Source organism: Hymenobacter nivis, from assembly GCF_006439025.1.
Taxonomy (GTDB): domain Bacteria; phylum Bacteroidota; class Bacteroidia; order Cytophagales; family Hymenobacteraceae; genus Hymenobacter; species Hymenobacter nivis_A.
The window spans coordinates 203,468-219,016 of record NZ_RCYZ01000002.1 but is presented as its reverse complement, the minus strand read 5'-3'; the positions used below and the strand labels follow the sequence as shown (position 1 = coordinate 219,016).

The window sequence follows — 15,549 nt, the reverse complement described above, 5'->3', positions numbered from 1 at the left end:
ACTGACAACGAACAACTAGCGCACTTTCTCGAACACCACGAGGCGTGCCACGCCCCGGCCGGGGTTGTCGGCCTGGCGCAGTTGGGCCCCGGCCCAGCGCTGCCGGAAGTGCGGGTCGGTGGCCAGCATTTCGAGCGGCAAGCCGCCCTCCACCACGCTAAACCACTCGTCCCAAAATACCAGGGTGCCCACCGGCAACTGAGCCACGCTGGGGTGGCCGTCGGCAAATGCGAGGGGCCGGGCCTGGCGGTCAAACACATCCACGCCCAGGGCCAGGGCGATGCCCGGGTGATCGAGCACCACGGAGCGCACCGGGGCCCCGGGCTGCTGCCGGTACCAGGCGGCAGCCTGCTCGGCCAGGGCCAGGTCGCCGGGCGCAGCGAAGTCGCGCTGCCAGCGTAGCCCCATGCGCAGCCCCGTGAAGAGAAACCCCACCATCAGCGCGGCCGCGCCCAGGGCAATGCGCTGGCGCACAGCGGGCGTGCGGCCCAGGGCGCACACCACCTCCAGGCCGCGCAGGGCAATAATGGCCAGCAGGGGCGTCATCGAGGCCAGCACCCGTACCAGGCCCGCCGACCCAAAAATGCCGAACACCCAGAACAAGGTGTGGGCCGCCACAAACACCGCCACGCAGCCGTACACGAGCAGCAGCTCAGCCCGGAACGAGGGCAGCCGCCAACTGGCGCGGCGCGCGGCGCGCGCCAGCAGCTGCCCGCCGCCCAGCACCGCCAGGGTCCCAATTACCCAGCCTAGCAAGTAAAACAACCCCACCGCAAACTGGCCCCAACCGCCGTGCCCGTAGGTTGAGATGGTGGGGTAGGCGTTTTGCCCGAACACCCAGCCCGGCGCGTGCAGCACCAGGGCCCCCACGGCGCTGTACACGGCGTAGCCCAGCAGCAATAGCGGCAGCGCCCGCCACTGCCGCTGCCACCCCAGGTACAGCACCCAGAGGCCCAGCAGGATGAAGCCTTCCGAGCGCACAAACGGCAGCCACGACACCAGCGCCGCCGACCACGCCGGGCGCCCAGCCACCGCCAGCGCCACGCCGCCCACCAGCACCAGCCCGAAGAGCGGCTCCGTGAGGCCCGAGAACTGGATGCGGAAATAATCGGGGGCCGCGTAGCAGCACAGGATGGCCAGCGCCGCGTAGGGCACGCCCAAACCCCGCGCCGTGCGGTAGCTCAGCCAGGCCGAAGTCGCCACCAGCCCGCACTGAAACAGCATCAGCGCCCGGTAGCCGAGCTGCGCGGGGCCCAACATAACCAGCGTAAAAAACGGCTTAGCCCACGAGTGCAGCAGGTTCAGGGGGTGCTGCGGGGCAAAGCGGGCGTACAAGTAGTGCTGGATGCTGTCGCCGGTATCGTAGGGGTTTTGGGTGATGAACACGAAGGCCACCGACACCAACAGCCCCAGCAGCAGCAGCCCACGGGCCACGCGGCCAGAGCCAGCAAAATCGTCGGGGGCGGGGCGGAGCGAAACCATGGAACGGGGGCAGCAAAGGGGGAAGGTGCGCAAAAGTAGGGGCCCCGGCAAGACAAAATCCTGAATACTACTTGGTAATCTGGGCAGAAAAAGGTACCTTTGTGTCCGTTTTTCCCGAAGCCCAACCGGCTTCGGGTTTATTTTCAATTGTTTAGCCTACCTATATTTCCGACTCATGGACCACCTGAGCTTCAAGACGACCCACGTCAACAAGGCCAACGCCCAGAAAAGCTGGGTTATCGTCGACGCCAGCGTAGCCCCGCTGGGCCGCGTGTGCAGCCAGATTGCCAACATCCTGCGCGGCAAGCATAAGCCGTCGTTCACCCCCAATTCCGATTGCGGCGACAACGTTATCGTCCTCAACGCTGACCAGGTGCGCCTGACGGGCAAGAAGATGACCGAGAAGGTGTACATCTCGCACTCGGGCTACCCCGGCGGCCAGAAGCGCCGCACGGTGCGCGAGCAGATGAACCGCGACTCGCGCCGCGTAATTGAGCACGCCGTAAAAGGCATGCTGCAAGGCAACAAGCTGGGCGCCGCCCAGTACCGCAACATGTACGTGTACGCCGGTACCGAGCACCCCCACGAGGCCCAGCAGCCCCAACCCATCGAACTCACCAACCTGTAGGCCAACTAAGGCCCCAGGCTTTTTAAATTTTTCACTAAATGGCAATTACCAACACCTCTGGTAGAAGAAAAACCTCGGTGGCCCGCATTTACATGCAGGCCGGGCAAGGGAATATCACTATCAACGACCGGGACATGAAAACGTACTTCAGCAACGAGTTGCTGGAAAACGTCGTGAACCAACCCCTCGCAATTCTTGAGCAAGTCGGCCAGTACGACATCAAGGTGAACGTGAAAGGCGGCGGCATTTCGGCTCAGGCCGAAGCCATCCGTTTGGCCATCACCAAAGCTTTGGTGAGCGACAACGAGGAAACTCGCCCGGCGCTGAAAAAAGAAGGTTTCCTGACCCGCGACCCGCGGATGGTGGAACGCAAGAAGTTCGGCAAGCGCAAAGCCCGTCGTTCGTTCCAGTTCTCGAAACGCTAAAACCAGGAGGACCTTTATCATGGCTCAGACAACCTATAAAGACCTGCTCGAAGCAGGCTCGCATTTTGGTCACCTCACCCGCAAGTGGGATCCCAAAATGGCGCCGTACATCTTCATGGAGAAGAACGGCATCCACATCATCGACCTGAACAAAACGCTGGTTTCGCTGGAGTACGCCTCCACCGCCATCCGCAACATCGCCAAAAGCGGCCGCAAAATCATGTTTGTGGCCACCAAAAAGCAGGCGCAGGAGATTGTGACCACCGAAGCCGAGCGCCTAAAGATGCCCTTCGTCACCGACCGGTGGCTGGGTGGCATGCTCACCAACTTCGCCACGGTGCGCAAGTCGCTGAAGAAAATGTCGACCATCGACAAGATGGTGAAAGAGAACACGGCCTACGCCGCCCTCGCCAAGCGCGAGAAGCTGATGATGTCGCGTGAGCGCGCCAAGCTCGACCGCGTGCTGGGTGGCATCGCCGACCTCGGCCGCCTGCCCGCCGCCCTGTTCGTGGTGGACGTGAAGCGCGAGCACATCGCCGTGAAAGAAGCTCAGAAACTGGGCATTCCGGTGTTCGCCATCTGCGATACCAACTCGAACCCCGAGCTGGTGCAGTTCCCGATTCCCGCCAACGACGATGCCTCGAAGTCGATCCAGCTCATCGTGGGCGTGATCGGCAAGGCGATTGAAGAAGGCCTATCGGAGCGCAAGGTGGACAAAGAGGACGCCGACCGCAAGGAGGCCGACGAAGCCGCCATTGCCGAGAAAACTGCTGCCGACGAGGAATAAGCGCCTTTTCGCTCTTTGAAAGAAGGGAACCTTCGCGAAGCAGTTGGCTCCGGGGGTTCCCTTCTTCTTTTTGATTCTACACCCAACCCCCACTTACTCTAATGGCCGCAATTACCGCCGCAGACGTAAACAAGCTCCGCACCATGACCGGTGCGGGCATGATGGATTGCAAGAAAGCCCTCGTGGAAGCCGACGGCGACTTCGAAGCCGCCCGCGACATCCTGCGCAAGCAGGGCCAGAAAATCGCCGACAAGCGCGCCGAGAACGAAACCTCCGAAGGCTTGGTGCTCGTGAACGTGAGCGCCGACGGCACCAGCGGCAAGCTGGTGGCCCTGGCCTGCGAAACCGAGTCGGTGGCCAAAGTGGCCAACTTCCGCGAGCTGGTGCAGCAGATTTTGGACGCCGCTGTGCGTACCAAAGCCGTTACCAAAGCAGACCTGCTGGACGCCAAGGAAGCCGATGGCCGCAGCGTGCAGGAGCACATCACCGACCTGATGGGCAAAATTGGCGAGAAGCTGGACGTGACCTACGCCACGCTGGAAGCCGAGAAAGTGGCTTCGTACATCCACTCCGACAACAAAAAGGGCGTGCTCGTGGGCTTGAAGAACGTGGGCAGCGCCGACACCGCCGAGGTGGGCCGCGACGTGGCCATGCAAATTGTGGCCATGAAGCCCGTTGCCGTGGACAAAGACGGCGTGGACTCGGCTACCGTGGAGCGCGAGATTGAAATTGGCAAGGAGCAGGCGCGTGCCGAAGGCAAGCCCGAGGCCATGCTGGAGAAAATCGCCCAGGGCAAGCTCAACAAGTTCTACAAAGACAACACGCTCCTGAACCAGGAATTCGTGAAGGACAACTCGAAGACCATCGCCCAGCTGCTCGACGGCACGTCGAAAGGCATGACGGTTTCGGACTTCAAGCGTGTGGCTATCGGCGCTTAATTGCCGCTTTTAGTTAAATTGAAAGCCCGCTGGCATTGCGCCAGCGGGCTTTTTTTATTATTTCATCGAATGAGTATAAATCAGCAGCATTCAAACCAAGGGCCCCAGCCGTCCTCTTTCAAATGGATGCTGTGGGCGGCGGGTTCGTTTGTAGTGAATAGCGTTATAGGAGTGATATTACTGCTGAGCAGTTTTTCTATACATGGCTCGCCACCAAGCGCTTCGGTGGAAGCAATGGGCTATTTTGTTCTGACCAACTTGGTTGTTCTCATCGTGCTTATGGGCACGCGAGAAAAGCAAGCAGCCAGTGGATTCAGTTTGGGCTCTTTCGTGCCGGTGGCAATTATCGCACTAATGTGGGCTTTATCGTAGCCCGCTGCCAGGCCCGCACCCGGGCCGTGGCATTCTCCCGGATGTTCATGTAGAACAGGCCGATGTCGGCGGCGTGGAAGGAGTGGCGCAGCTCGGGGTAGCCGGGGAGGAGGAAGCGGGGGTAGCCGCGAACCTGGGGCGGCGTAATCCAGAGCAGGCCGCGGTGGATTTGGGCGTCGGTCACGTGGGCGTCGATGCGCTTCAGGTGCGGGCCGACGCCGCCACGGTTGAGGGCCGCAGGGGCCCTGGCGGTGTCGAGCGTCCAGGTGAGGGGGTTGACGACGGCCAGGCCGTGGTAGGGCGGGTAGTCGAAACCGCGCTCGGAGGTGTTCCAGGCCACGTAGCAACCAGTGGCCAGCGAATCGGCACAGGGACGAAGGATTTGGTATTCGTTGGTTTTTGCTTGGCAACCGATGAGGTAGGCGGCGACGAGGCGTTTGCGCAGCGCGGGGTCGTGGTCGAAAAAGTCGTGGAGCAGGCGCGTGGCGTGGGTGCCGCCCTGGCTATGGCCGGCGATGATGAGGGGCCGGCCCTGGTTGTAGTGGGCGAGGTAGTACTGGAAAGCGGCCTTCACGTCGGCATAGGCCAGGTCAAGGGCCTGCTGGCCGCTGGGGCCCTGCTTGTCAAAAAACGAGTACAGCGTGGCCTGCCGGTAGCGTGGGGCGTAGACGCGGGCCGCCGCGTTGAACACGCTGGCCTGGTTGAAGATGGTGGTGCGGTCGGTGTAGCGGTTGAGGCGGGCGTTGCCCACGGCGGCGTTCCAGCTGCCGCGCCAGTAGTAGCTGGTGGGGTGGATGAAGAACACATCAGCGGCGGCCGTGGCCTGGCGGTCGCGCAGGCTGGCGGCATGGGGCAGGGCATCGGCCGAATCGCGGCGGGTGGGCAGGGCAGCCCAGGCGCTTTCCTGGGCGTAGTCGGGAACTGCTGGGGAGGCGGAAGCCGCGAATTTGTGGGCGGGCTTCAGCCAGCTAATGCAGCTGGTGCAGGCCAGCAGGGCGACGGGCCACCACCAAGCCGGGCGCAGGGCCCTATGGCTTGGCAAAACGAAACGGGGCAAACGCATGGGGGCAGGAACGGGGTCATCCAGCTTGCGAAACAGCCGCGGCGGGGCGCAATGTTTCGGCGGGGCGCGGCTATTTTACAAGTGCCGCTAGGGGGCTGGCTTAATGCGTGAAATGTTATTCCGACATTCCCGTGCGGGCAAGCCATGAGTACTTGGGGCCCCTGCTGCTGGGTGACTGCCCAGCGATTACCAGGCAGCCAGCTGAGAGCCGGCAGCCCGGGCCGTTCTACTCTGGGCCAGGGGCCCCAGCTACGGCGTCAGCGTGTTTTCGATGACTTTTTCCTGGCGCAGGTAGTCGATTTTGTAGTCGGGCGTGAAGCGGACGCGCACTTGGGTGCGGGTTTGCTGGTGCTGCTGGAGCGTGGGCCGGAACGAGCGGGCCACTTCGGTGTAGGTGGCGGTGCGCGAGCCGTCGGCCACCGGGGCACTTACGCGCAATGAGCCCGGCGCAATGCTGGCCTGGTAGTCCTGAAACTCGGGGAAGTGATTGGTGGCCAAGTTCTCGGCGATGGCGGCGGGGGTAGTACCGCGCAGCAGCAGAAACCGCTCGACGGCGGGCGCGAAGTGGCCCCCGGCGTCGAAGGGCGCGGCTTGCAGGTCGGCGTAGTAGCTGGCCAGGGCCCCGCGCACGGCTTGCTCGGCGGCTGCGGGGGTAGCTTCGGGGGCGCTGGCGGCGGCGGGCGCGGCGGCTGTGGCGGCGGGCACGGCCGTAGTGTCGGCCGCTGCGGGGGCCTGGGCGGTGCTGTCCACCGGCGGGGTGATGGGAGCAGTTTGGGGGAACACCCGCACGGTTTCGGGGGCGGCCACGGGCGGGCGCTCCAGCTGCGGGGCCTGGGGCCCTACTTCGGGGGCCGCGGCGGTGCTGTCGGCGGCGGTGCGGCTGCCGCTGGTGAGGTGCTCAGAGGCCCGCGGACCGCTCATCAGGTAGGCCACCAGCAGCACCAGCAGCAGCACGCCGCCGCCAATGAGCACGTAATTCAGCGCCGACGAGCCGGCCGGTGGGGCCCCTAGTTCGGCGGCACCCTCGTCCTCCACCGCGGAGGGCGGCGGGGCCACAACCGGCGGCACGGGCGGGGCCGCGGCGGCCGCGGCGGGCCGTTTCGAGCCGATGAAATCCGGCGCTGGCGCAACGGGTGGCACGGTTGGTTTTTGGGCTCCCAAGAAGTCCGGCGTGGGCGCAATTGGCGGCGCGGCGCGGCTGGGCCCCGGTGCGGGCGGCGCAGGTACCGGCGAAGCAGGCGCGGCGGGCGCAGCCGGAGCCGCGGGGGCCCCAGCTTCGGCTTGCAGCAGGGCTAGTAGGGCAGGCGCGTTCTGGCCTTGCAGCAGGGTGGCGATGCGGCGGTCGTAGTCGCGGTCGGTAATCAGGCCGTTTTGGCGGTCGTTGCGCAGCTGGCGCAGCGCGGCCAGGGCGGTTTCAGAGGAAGGATCCACGGGGAAGAAAATGCTATTTGCGTTCGAGGCCCGAGAGGCGGGCCTGGCGCTGCTGCAAGCGCTTGAAGGCCGCCGCCCGGGCCGCCGCGTTGAGCACCAGGGCGGATGAGTCCTGGCTGACTTGCAGGCGGTTGTCGGCGTTTTGCTTGATGAGCGACTCGATTTTGGAAAGGTTGCTGGCCGTGTTCGAGCGGGCCGAGTTGGCGCTTTTTTCGAGCTTGTCCTTCTCTTTATCGGCCTTCTTTACCAGGTCTTCGGCCTCGGCCACCCGCTCGCGGTAGGCCTGGAGACGGGCGGCGTTGGCGAAGCTCTGGGTAATGGTGCGCAGGGCGTTGAACTCGGTGGGCGTGCGGTCGGGGTCGAAGAACGAGCTGTTGTCGAAGGCCCCGAACACGGCCAGCTCGGCCACCGAATCGGAGGGCGCAACAGTGGTGGCATAGAGGTCGACGAGCTTGCCCGAGATGGTGGAGGCCGGCGTCTGCTTGGCCTTGAGCGGGTCGGTTTTGCTGCCGCCCACGCCCAGCACCCCGCCGCCCTTAAACTTGATGGCGTAGTTGTCCTTCATCCAGGTTTGGAAGTAGTCGCGCACCCAGCTGGCGCTGCCCTCCACCTGCACCTTGAGGGCGGCCCGCTCGCGGCGGTCGTAGCTGACGGTGCTGTTGCGCACGTCGTAGGTTTGGGCCCCGGCCGGGGCGGTGGCCAGCAGCGTGGCCAGGCAGCTCAGGAGCAAGCAATAGCGCTGAAACATAAGCAATAAGGCGTTGGGAAAGAAGCGAACGGGAAGGTAATCGGCGGGGGCCCTAGCGCAGCTCGTGGCGCTCGAAGGCGGCCTGCAAATCGGCGCGCATGGCCTGGAAGCGGCCGATGGCGGCGGCCAGAAACTCGTCGTCGAGCAGCTCGCGCGCCTCGGCATCGGTGCCGGTGAGCAGGTCCAGCTCGGCCACTTTGTAGGTCTGCTCCAGGTTGCCCTGCTCGAGCTTGAGCAGGAACTTGCTGTTCCAAGCCAACAGCGTGATTTTGACGGCGGGGTGGGGAATGTCGGCGACGTGGCGCATGGCTCAAAAACAAAGCATTAGGGCCCCGAAGGTAACCCGTGGGGCCATAACCCTGCCGGGGCCCCTGCGTAAAAAGCCTGTTGCTCCGGGGCTGACAGGGCCCCATTATGGTTTCACCTTCAATACCTTACCGCCATGCCCCAGGGAGATAAGTCGAAGTACACCGACAAGCAAAAACGCCAGGCCGAACACATCGAGGAGGGTTACGAAAAGAAAGGCGTCCCCGCCGACGAGGCCGAAGCCCGCGCCTGGGCCACGGTGAACAAGCAGGACGGCGGCGGCAAAAAGCCCGGCGGCGCGGGCCGCAAAAAGGCCAGCTAGTCGGCCGGGGGCCCCGGCGTTTTGGCGGGGGCCAGCAGCGCTTGCAGCAGGCTGATATTAGCTACGATGAGCACCGTGGTGCAGTACGAGAGCAGGATTTCGCTCACTACGTAGCCCTGGGCCAGGCCGGCGGTAGGGTACACTTCGCTGCCGCCGGCGGTGGTGAAGCGCCCGGTGCTGAAGTAGAAAAACGTGAGCAATTGCCCCACGGGGTCTTGCTCGCCGAAGGGCAAGTGAAACGATTCGGGCCGGATGCGGTGCAGGCAATAGTAGTCGATGGTGTACGAAGTAATAATTAGCAACACGTTCAGGAACAAGAACATGAGCAAGTGCCGGCGGTACACGTCATTAGCCACCGAGCGGCGAATCCAGCGCAGGATGGAGGTGATGAAGTAGGCCAGCTTGGCCAGCGTGATGGCCACCAGCATGGCCGTGATGAGGCCGGGCGAGTACACCTCGTACAAATCGAACACGAACAGCAGCGCCCCGCCGGCAATGAAGCCAACGAACAGCAGGGCGGCGCGCACCAACGGATGACGCATAAGCGGGAGCGGGACGCGCAGGGGCCCCGGGCAAAAGTAGCGCGGGCCGAATTGTGTTGGCCGGCCGCGCAATCCTGTACCGGCGCGGGGCACCCGTTCTGCGTTAAGGGTTGTTGTTATGCAGTGTGCCGGCCGGGTTTTTCTGGCGGGCCGCCCGCCCCACCGCCATGCCCTCAGCTCCTGACCTCCTCGCCCCTGCCCTGGCGCCCCCGCCCGCCGCGGGGCCCCTGCACACCGAAACCCTCGCCATTGAGGGAATGACCTGCGCCTCCTGCGCCAATTTCGTGGAGAAGGCGCTGGCCCGGGCCCCCGGCGTGGCCAGCGCCCACGTGAACCTGGCCACCGAAAAAGCTACCGTGGCCTTCGCCCCCGCCCTCACTAGCCGCGCCCAGCTGGCCGCCGCCGTGGAGGCCGCTGGCTACCACGTAGCCACCGCGGCCGAGCCGGCGGCGGGCGGCCCGCCCGCCGCCGGGGGCCCCAGCGACGACGAGCTGGCCGCCCGCAAAGCGTTGGCCTACCAAGCGTTGCGCCGCCGCTTCTGGGTAGCGGCGGCGCTGGCCGCGGTGATTATGCCGCTGAGCATGCTGATGCTGTGGCCGGCGGCGATGCACCGCGTATCGGAGCCGGCGCTGAACTATGCGCTGCTGCTGCTTACGCTGCCGGTGCTGGGGTACTGCGGGCGCGAGTTTTACGTATCGGCCTGGAACGGGCTGCGCCACCGCACCGCCAGCATGGACACGCTGATTGCCGTGGGCACCGGCGCGGCGTTTTTGTTCAGCCTGGCTGCCACGCTGGGGCCCCAGTGGCTGCGGGCGCAGGGCGTGGCCCCGGCCGTGTACTTCGACACCACGGCCACCATCATCGCCCTCATTCTGCTAGGCAAGGTGCTGGAGGCCCGCGCCAAAGTGCAAACCTCGGCCGCCATCAAGGCGCTGCTGGGCTTGCAGGCCAAAACCGCCCGCGTAGTGGGCCCCGACGGCCGCGAAACCGACGTGCCCGTGGCCGACCTGCGCCCCGGCGACGTGGTGGCCGTGCGCCCCGGCGAGAAGGTGGCCACCGACGGCCAGCTCACCGAGGGCCACTCCAGCCTTGATGAAAGCATGCTGACCGGCGAGAGCCTGCCCGTGGAAAAGCGGCTGGGCGACAACGTGTTCGGCGCCACCATCAACAAAACCGGGGCCTTCCGCTTCCGCGTGACCAAGGTGGGCACCGACACCGTGCTGGCCCAGATTGTGCAGCTCGTGAGCGACGCGCAGGGCAGCCGGGCCCCCATCCAGCGCCTGGCCGATAAGGTGAGCGGCGTGTTCGTGCCAGTGGTGATGATGCTGGCGCTGCTCACGTTCGTGCTGTGGTTCGATTTGGGGGCCCCGGCCACGCGCTTGCCGCTGGCCCTCACCGGGTTTGTGGCGGTGCTAATCATCGCCTGCCCCTGCGCCTTGGGGCTGGCCACGCCCACGGCCATCATGGTGGGCACCGGCCGGGGGGCTGCCTACGGCGTGCTCATCCGCAACGCCGAGGCCCTGGAAAAAGCCTACAAAGTGGACACCGTGCTGCTCGACAAAACCGGCACCATCACCCAGGGCCAGCCCGCCCTCACGGACCTGCTGCCCCTGCCCGGCCACGCCGCCGCCGACCTGCTGCCCCTGCTGGCCGCCGTGGAGCGCCGCAGCGAGCACCCGCTCGCCGCCGCCGTGGTGCGCTACGCCGATGAGGCGCAAGTCAGCAACTTAGCCGCCACCGGTTTCCGCGCCGTGGAGGGCCAGGGGGCCGCCGCCACCGTGGGCGGCCGGGCCGTGCTCATCGGCAACGAGCGCCTGCTGCGCGAAGCCGGCATCGCCCTCACGCCCGCCGCGCAGGAGGCCGCCGCTGGCCTGCTGGCCCAGGCCAAAACCGTGCTCTACGCCGCCCTCGACGGCCAGCCCGCCGCCGTGCTGGGCCTCGCCGATGCGGTGCGCCCCACCTCCGCCGCCGCTATTAGGGCCCTGCAAGCCCAGGGCCTGGAAGTGGTGATGATGACCGGCGACAACCCCCAAACCGCCGCCGCCGTGGCCCAGCAAATGGGCATCATGCGCTACTTCGCCGAGGTGCTGCCCGCCGGCAAGGCGGCCAAAGTGCAAGAATTGCAAGCCGAAGGCCGCACCGTGGCGATGGTCGGCGACGGCATCAACGACGCGCCCGCCCTGGCCCGCGCCGACGTGGGCCTGGCCATGGGCACCGGCACCGACGTGGCCGTGGAGGCCGCCGGCATCACCCTCATGCGGCCCGATTTGCAGGGCGTGGCCACCGCCCTGGCCCTTTCGCGCCACACCATGCGCACCATCCGCCAAAACCTGTTTTTCGCCTTCGTCTACAACGTGGTGGGCATCCCAGTGGCGGCGGGGCTACTCTACCCGCTCACCGGCTGGCTGCTCTCGCCCATGCTGGCCGCCGCCGCCATGGCCCTCAGCTCGGTGTCGGTACTCACGAACTCGCTACGCCTGCGTGGCTTCAAGCCCGAGGCGTAGGCGGCAAGTTTTCCCTTTTAAAAATCGAAATTATGGACGCAACGCAAGTGCTCGTCACCGTTATTGGCCTGGGGCTGATGGCTTTCGTGGCCTGGTTTTTCTTTGGGGCCCCGCACCGGGTGGGGGTGGCCGCGCCGGCGGTGGGCGGCGTGCAGCAGGTGGATATTCAGGTGAAAGGCGGCTACTCGCCCGACGTTATCGAGGTGCAGCGGGGCCAGCCCGTGCAGCTCCGCTTCTACCGCGACGAAACCACCAGCTGCTCGGAGGAGCTGCTGATGCCCGATTTCAACGTGCGCCGCGACCTGCCCGCCCATCAAACCACCACTGTGGACTTGCTGCCCCAGCAGGCCGGCCGGTTCGAATTCACCTGCGGCATGCACATGCTGCGCGGCAGCCTGGTGGTGAAATAGGGCCCCGGGGCGAGCAGCGACACCGCGTAGCTTCAAGCGGCTCAGCAATCTGTCGGCTGTTATAAATGGGCGCGGATGAATTTATTCAGGTCCTTCTTATCCAGTCCAAACTCCTGCTTCAGGGCCCCGAAAAAATCCTCGTCGGCCGGCGGCCCCGGGGCACTAACCTAGGTGGCCGGCCGCTGGTTGGCCACCCAACCAACGGGGATAGATTGCTACCGCGCGGCGCCGGCCAAGTGGCGCAGCTCACCGGCCCCGGCGTAGTTTCGCCGGGCATTTTCACCTTACTTCCGCTTCATGTTGCCAGAATTTCTCGGTGAGTTTCGGCCGCAGCTTGAACACTACCGGCTCGATTACCTGAAGCTGGCGGCCCGGCCGCTCGGGGCCGGTGCGCCCACGGCCCTCACGCAAAGCAAGCTGCTGGGCCAGCCCTACTTGCCGGTGGGCACGCCCTACCCCCACGACGAGCGGGGCCAGCCCATGATTTTGCTGGCGCAAATCAACTTTGCCGAGGCCCCGGCGCTGCCCCCCTACCCCACGGCGGGCATTTTACAGCTGTTTGTGTCGCCCACCGAGTGGTACGACATGGACGACTATTGCGTGCTGTTCCACCCCGATACCAACGCCGGGGCCCAAACCGACTTTGGGTTTATAACCCCCGCCCTCTACGCCGATTCCCCGATCAGCGTAGAGCACGCGCTCAGCTTCGCCCTGGCCACTGAGTACGGCGGAGCCGAGGATTGCCGCTTTCGGCCGGATTTTGGGGGCAGGGACTATTACGAATACCTGAAAACCTTGTCCGAAGAACAGGAAGAGGCGCTGAACCGCTGCTGTGGCAACGCGGGGCACAAGGTGGGCGGTTACGCCTATTTTGCGCAGCGCGACCCCCGCGCTGCATCAGCCCCGGGGGCCAACGACGTGCAGCTGCTCCAGCTTGATTCGGACGAACAAATCAGGTTTGGCGACAGCGGCCTGGCGCACCTGTTCATCAGCCCAGACGCGCTGCGCGAGCGGCGGTTTGACCAAGCCTACTTTTACTGGGACTGCTGTTAGAATTACAAGTAATTATTAATGAGATATTTATTAGCCCTCCTTTGCTGTGGGGCCCTATTGCCCGCCCGGGCGCAGCAGCCGCAGTTCACAGTGCGCAACTTGCACCTGCCCAAGGAGCTGGCCTACTACGACAACCAGTTCTCGGGGCTCGCCGCCAGCGCCGATAAGCTGTACCTACTGTCGGAGAGCCGGCTTCAGGACAAGGCGGAGGCCAAGCTCTACTCCGTGCGCCTCGCCGACCTCGACCGCCAGCTTGCCGACACCGCCTACGTGCTGCCCTACCAGAAGCTGCCCATCGCGGGCCTGCCCGCACTGCGCGACCGCATGGCCGCCGCCGGGCAGCGCTACGAGGGCCTGGAGGCCATGCTGCTGGTGCAGAATGTGGTGTATCTGTCCGTCGAAACCGATACCCCGTCGCCCCTGTGCTACCTGCTCAAGGGCCAACTGCGCGCCGATGCCGTGGTGCTCGATACCACCTTTCTGCTGCCCCTGGCCAAGCCCCTGGCGGCCGATGGCAGCCACATTTACAACGCCGGCTTCGAGGCGCTGGCCGAGGCGAACAAGCAGGTGCTGGCCTTCTTTGAATACAATAGCTTCCCGGGCCAGAACAGCATTTACGAATTAACTGACAAGCACTTATCCAGCGCCAGCGCGCCTAGCAAGTTGCCCCTGGACCAGCTGCCCTTTCGCATCACCGACATGACGGCAGCCGGCAAAAATCGTTTCACGGCCCTCAATTACTTCTTCAAGGGCGAGGGCGGGGATGCCATCTACCGCACGCCGGCCAGCGACTTGCCCAACGCGCAGCTCATTCGGGGCCTGGGCGACTATAAGAACTACGCCCGCCTGCTCACCATCGAGCTCAAAGACAATAAGCTGACCTGGCAGCCGCTGTGGGAATTTCCCGAGCAGTACCGGGGCTACAACTGGGAAGGCATCGCCGCTTACAAAGGCGGCTACTTCGTCATCAACGACAAATACACGCCCAGCCGGCCCTACCAAACCACCCTGCTGTACTTGCAACCCACCAAGTAAGCCGCCGCCGCTATGTGGGGCCCCAACCCGGGCGGCCGGCCGCCGTACAACGGCCCAACCAACGGTGATGGATTTCCACCGCGAACCGCCGGCGCCTCGCGCGCCGCGCTGATGATTCCTACTGAACCGACCGGCCGCAGGGGCCGCGCCGGCTGAATCGTCTTGTTACTTCGCGCCGTGGCTCACCGTACCGCTTCCCTTCTTTCCCGCCTGCTGCCGGCCCGGCTGCGGGCTTCGTCCACCACGGCCACGGCCATCTTTTTGGGGCGCTGGGTGCTGCTGGCGGCGCTGGTGGGGGCCCTGGCGGGCACGGCGTCGGCCGGCTTTTTGGTGGCGCTGGAGTGGGCCACGCACTGGCGCGAAGCCCACCCCTGGGCCCTGGCGCTGCTGCCGGTGGGCGGCCTGCTGGTGGGCCTCACCTACCACCACTTCGGCAACCGCGTGGTGAAGGGCAACAACCTGATTCTGGACGAGATCCACGCGCCCGGCGAGACGATTCCGCTGCGGCTGGTGCCGCTGGTGCTGGGTGGCACACTCGCCACGCACCTGTTCGGCGGCTCGGCAGGGCGCGAGGGCACGGCCGTGCAAATGGGCGCCGCCCTGGCCGACCAGCTGGCGCGCTGGCTGCCGCGGCGCGAGCGCCGGCTGCTGCTCATCGCGGGCATGAGCGCGGGGTTTGCCTCGGTGTTCGGTACACCGCTGGCGGGGGCGGTGTTTGGGCTGGAAGTGTTTTTGCTGGGCCAAATCCGCTACGACGCCGTGCTGCCCAGCTTCCTGGCCGCCGTGGTGGCCGATGCCGTGACGCGCGCCTGGGGCGTGGGCCACACCCAGTACCCCGCGCTGGCGGCGCTGCCACTCACGGCCACCGGGCTGGGCTGCACGCTGCTGGCGGGGGCCCTGTTCGGGCTGGCGGCGCGGTTTTTCGCCACCCTCACGCACGGCATCGGCAAGGTTTTCGGCCGGATAACGTACCCGCCGCTGCGGCCCGTGGTGGGCGGCGCGCTGGTGGCCGCGGCCATGTGGGGCCTGGGCACCATGCGCTACGCCGGCCTCGGCGTGCCCGTCATCGTGGAGGCATTCCAGCACCAATTAGGGGCCCAGGACTTCGCCCTGAAGCTGCTGTTGACGGCCCTCACGCTGGGCGCGGGCTTCAAGGGCGGGGAGGTGACGCCGCTGTTTTTCATCGGGGCGGCGCTGGGCTCGGCGCTGGCCGGGGTGCTGCCGCTGCCGGTGGCGCTGCTGGCGGGCATGGGCTTCGTGGGCGTGTTTGCGGGCGCGGCCAACACGCCCTTGGCCTGCCTGCTGATGGGCCTGGAGCTGTTTGGGGCCCCGGCCGGCGTGTACCTGGGCCTGAGCTGCGTGGTGGCCTACCTGTTCTCAGGCCACCACGGCATTTACGCCTCCCAACTGATTGGGCAGGCCAAAAACCCACTGCTTGGCCGGCAACAGGGCCGGCGGCTCAACGAGCTTAAGTGAAGTGCCGCCCATAAAATAAGTTGGGGC

General features: G+C 65.6%; 17 protein-coding genes and 1 riboswitch. Of the genes, 11 read left to right on the top strand and 6 right to left on the bottom strand.

Annotation, left to right across the window (positions count from 1 at the left end):
- Nucleotides 1-15: 15 nt before the first annotated feature.
- A complete protein-coding gene (locus tag EAH73_RS05420) occupies nt 16-1,482 on the bottom strand; it encodes a hypothetical protein (RefSeq protein ID WP_140465479.1) in 1,467 nt (488 codons plus the stop codon).
- 175 nt (nt 1,483-1,657) lie between these two features.
- Here EAH73_RS05420 and rplM point away from each other — a divergent pair, with 175 nt between their 5' ends.
- From rplM to EAH73_RS05395, 5 genes are all read left to right on the top strand, one after another.
- A complete protein-coding gene (gene rplM / locus EAH73_RS05415; protein ID WP_140465478.1) occupies nt 1,658-2,110 on the top strand; it encodes a 50S ribosomal protein L13 in 453 nt (150 codons plus the stop codon).
- Nucleotides 2,111-2,148: 38 nt separating this feature from the next.
- On the top strand, nt 2,149-2,535 hold the full coding sequence (gene rpsI / locus EAH73_RS05410; RefSeq protein ID WP_140465477.1) for a 30S ribosomal protein S9: 387 nt from the start codon (nt 2,149-2,151) through the stop codon (nt 2,533-2,535).
- A 19-nt stretch (nt 2,536-2,554) separates the two neighbouring features.
- Complete coding sequence (gene rpsB / locus EAH73_RS05405; protein WP_140465476.1) at nt 2,555-3,322, top strand: 30S ribosomal protein S2; 768 nt, start codon at nt 2,555-2,557, stop codon at nt 3,320-3,322.
- 101 nt (nt 3,323-3,423) lie between these two features.
- Nucleotides 3,424-4,260 (top strand): translation elongation factor Ts, encoded by an 837-nt coding sequence (tsf, locus tag EAH73_RS05400; RefSeq protein WP_140465475.1) that lies wholly within the window; start codon nt 3,424-3,426, stop codon nt 4,258-4,260.
- Between the two features lie 18 nt (nt 4,261-4,278).
- Complete coding sequence (locus tag EAH73_RS05395) at nt 4,279-4,632, top strand: hypothetical protein (protein ID WP_140465474.1); 354 nt, start codon at nt 4,279-4,281, stop codon at nt 4,630-4,632.
- Here EAH73_RS05395 and EAH73_RS05390 read toward each other — a convergent pair.
- From EAH73_RS05390 to EAH73_RS05375, 4 genes are all read right to left on the bottom strand, one after another.
- A complete protein-coding gene (locus EAH73_RS05390; RefSeq protein WP_140465473.1) occupies nt 4,604-5,695 on the bottom strand; it encodes a DUF3089 domain-containing protein in 1,092 nt (363 codons plus the stop codon). The two genes, EAH73_RS05395 and EAH73_RS05390, sit on opposite strands and share 29 nt — an antisense overlap.
- Before the next feature lie 249 nt (nt 5,696-5,944).
- Nucleotides 5,945-7,126, bottom strand: coding sequence for a hypothetical protein (locus tag EAH73_RS05385; protein WP_140465472.1), 1,182 nt, complete (start codon nt 7,124-7,126; stop codon nt 5,945-5,947).
- A 13-nt stretch (nt 7,127-7,139) separates the two neighbouring features.
- The gene (locus EAH73_RS05380) at nt 7,140-7,874 is read right to left on the bottom strand and encodes a hypothetical protein (RefSeq protein WP_140465471.1); all 735 of its coding nucleotides are present in this window, start codon (nt 7,872-7,874) and stop codon (nt 7,140-7,142) included.
- A 52-nt stretch (nt 7,875-7,926) separates the two neighbouring features.
- Nucleotides 7,927-8,181 carry a hypothetical protein gene (locus EAH73_RS05375; RefSeq protein ID WP_068236166.1) on the bottom strand — a complete coding sequence of 85 codons (255 nt, stop codon included), beginning with the start codon at nt 8,179-8,181 and terminating at the stop codon, nt 7,927-7,929.
- 135 nt (nt 8,182-8,316) lie between these two features.
- Here EAH73_RS05375 and EAH73_RS05370 point away from each other — a divergent pair, with 135 nt between their 5' ends.
- Nucleotides 8,317-8,502: a hypothetical protein gene (locus tag EAH73_RS05370; RefSeq protein ID WP_140465470.1), complete on the top strand. Its 186-nt coding sequence runs from the start codon at nt 8,317-8,319 to the stop codon at nt 8,500-8,502.
- On the opposite strand, the gene EAH73_RS05365 is transcribed toward EAH73_RS05370, so the two are convergent.
- On the bottom strand, nt 8,499-9,044 hold the full coding sequence (locus EAH73_RS05365; protein WP_140465469.1) for a hypothetical protein: 546 nt from the start codon (nt 9,042-9,044) through the stop codon (nt 8,499-8,501). The two genes, EAH73_RS05370 and EAH73_RS05365, sit on opposite strands and share 4 nt — an antisense overlap.
- Nucleotides 9,045-9,211: 167 nt before the next feature.
- Here EAH73_RS05365 and EAH73_RS05360 point away from each other — a divergent pair, with 167 nt between their 5' ends.
- The 5 genes from EAH73_RS05360 (at nt 9,212) to EAH73_RS05340 (ending at nt 15,522) form a co-directional block, all read left to right on the top strand.
- Nucleotides 9,212-11,548: a heavy metal translocating P-type ATPase gene (locus EAH73_RS05360; protein WP_140465468.1), complete on the top strand. Its 2,337-nt coding sequence runs from the start codon at nt 9,212-9,214 to the stop codon at nt 11,546-11,548.
- 32 nt (nt 11,549-11,580) lie between these two features.
- A complete protein-coding gene (locus tag EAH73_RS05355) occupies nt 11,581-11,958 on the top strand; it encodes a cupredoxin domain-containing protein (RefSeq protein WP_140465467.1) in 378 nt (125 codons plus the stop codon).
- 297 nt (nt 11,959-12,255) lie between these two features.
- Nucleotides 12,256-13,011 (top strand): YwqG family protein, encoded by a 756-nt coding sequence (locus EAH73_RS05350; protein WP_140465466.1) that lies wholly within the window; start codon nt 12,256-12,258, stop codon nt 13,009-13,011.
- An 18-nt stretch (nt 13,012-13,029) separates the two neighbouring features.
- The gene (locus EAH73_RS05345; protein WP_140465465.1) at nt 13,030-14,046 is read left to right on the top strand and encodes an esterase-like activity of phytase family protein; all 1,017 of its coding nucleotides are present in this window, start codon (nt 13,030-13,032) and stop codon (nt 14,044-14,046) included.
- Between the two features lie 54 nt (nt 14,047-14,100).
- Nucleotides 14,101-14,174, top strand: a riboswitch (Fluoride riboswitch).
- A gap of 49 nt (nt 14,175-14,223) precedes the next feature.
- Nucleotides 14,224-15,522, top strand: a complete 1,299-nt coding sequence (locus EAH73_RS05340) for a chloride channel protein (RefSeq protein ID WP_262711074.1) — start codon at nt 14,224-14,226, stop codon at nt 15,520-15,522.
- The last annotated feature ends 27 nt before the right edge of the window (nt 15,523-15,549 follow it).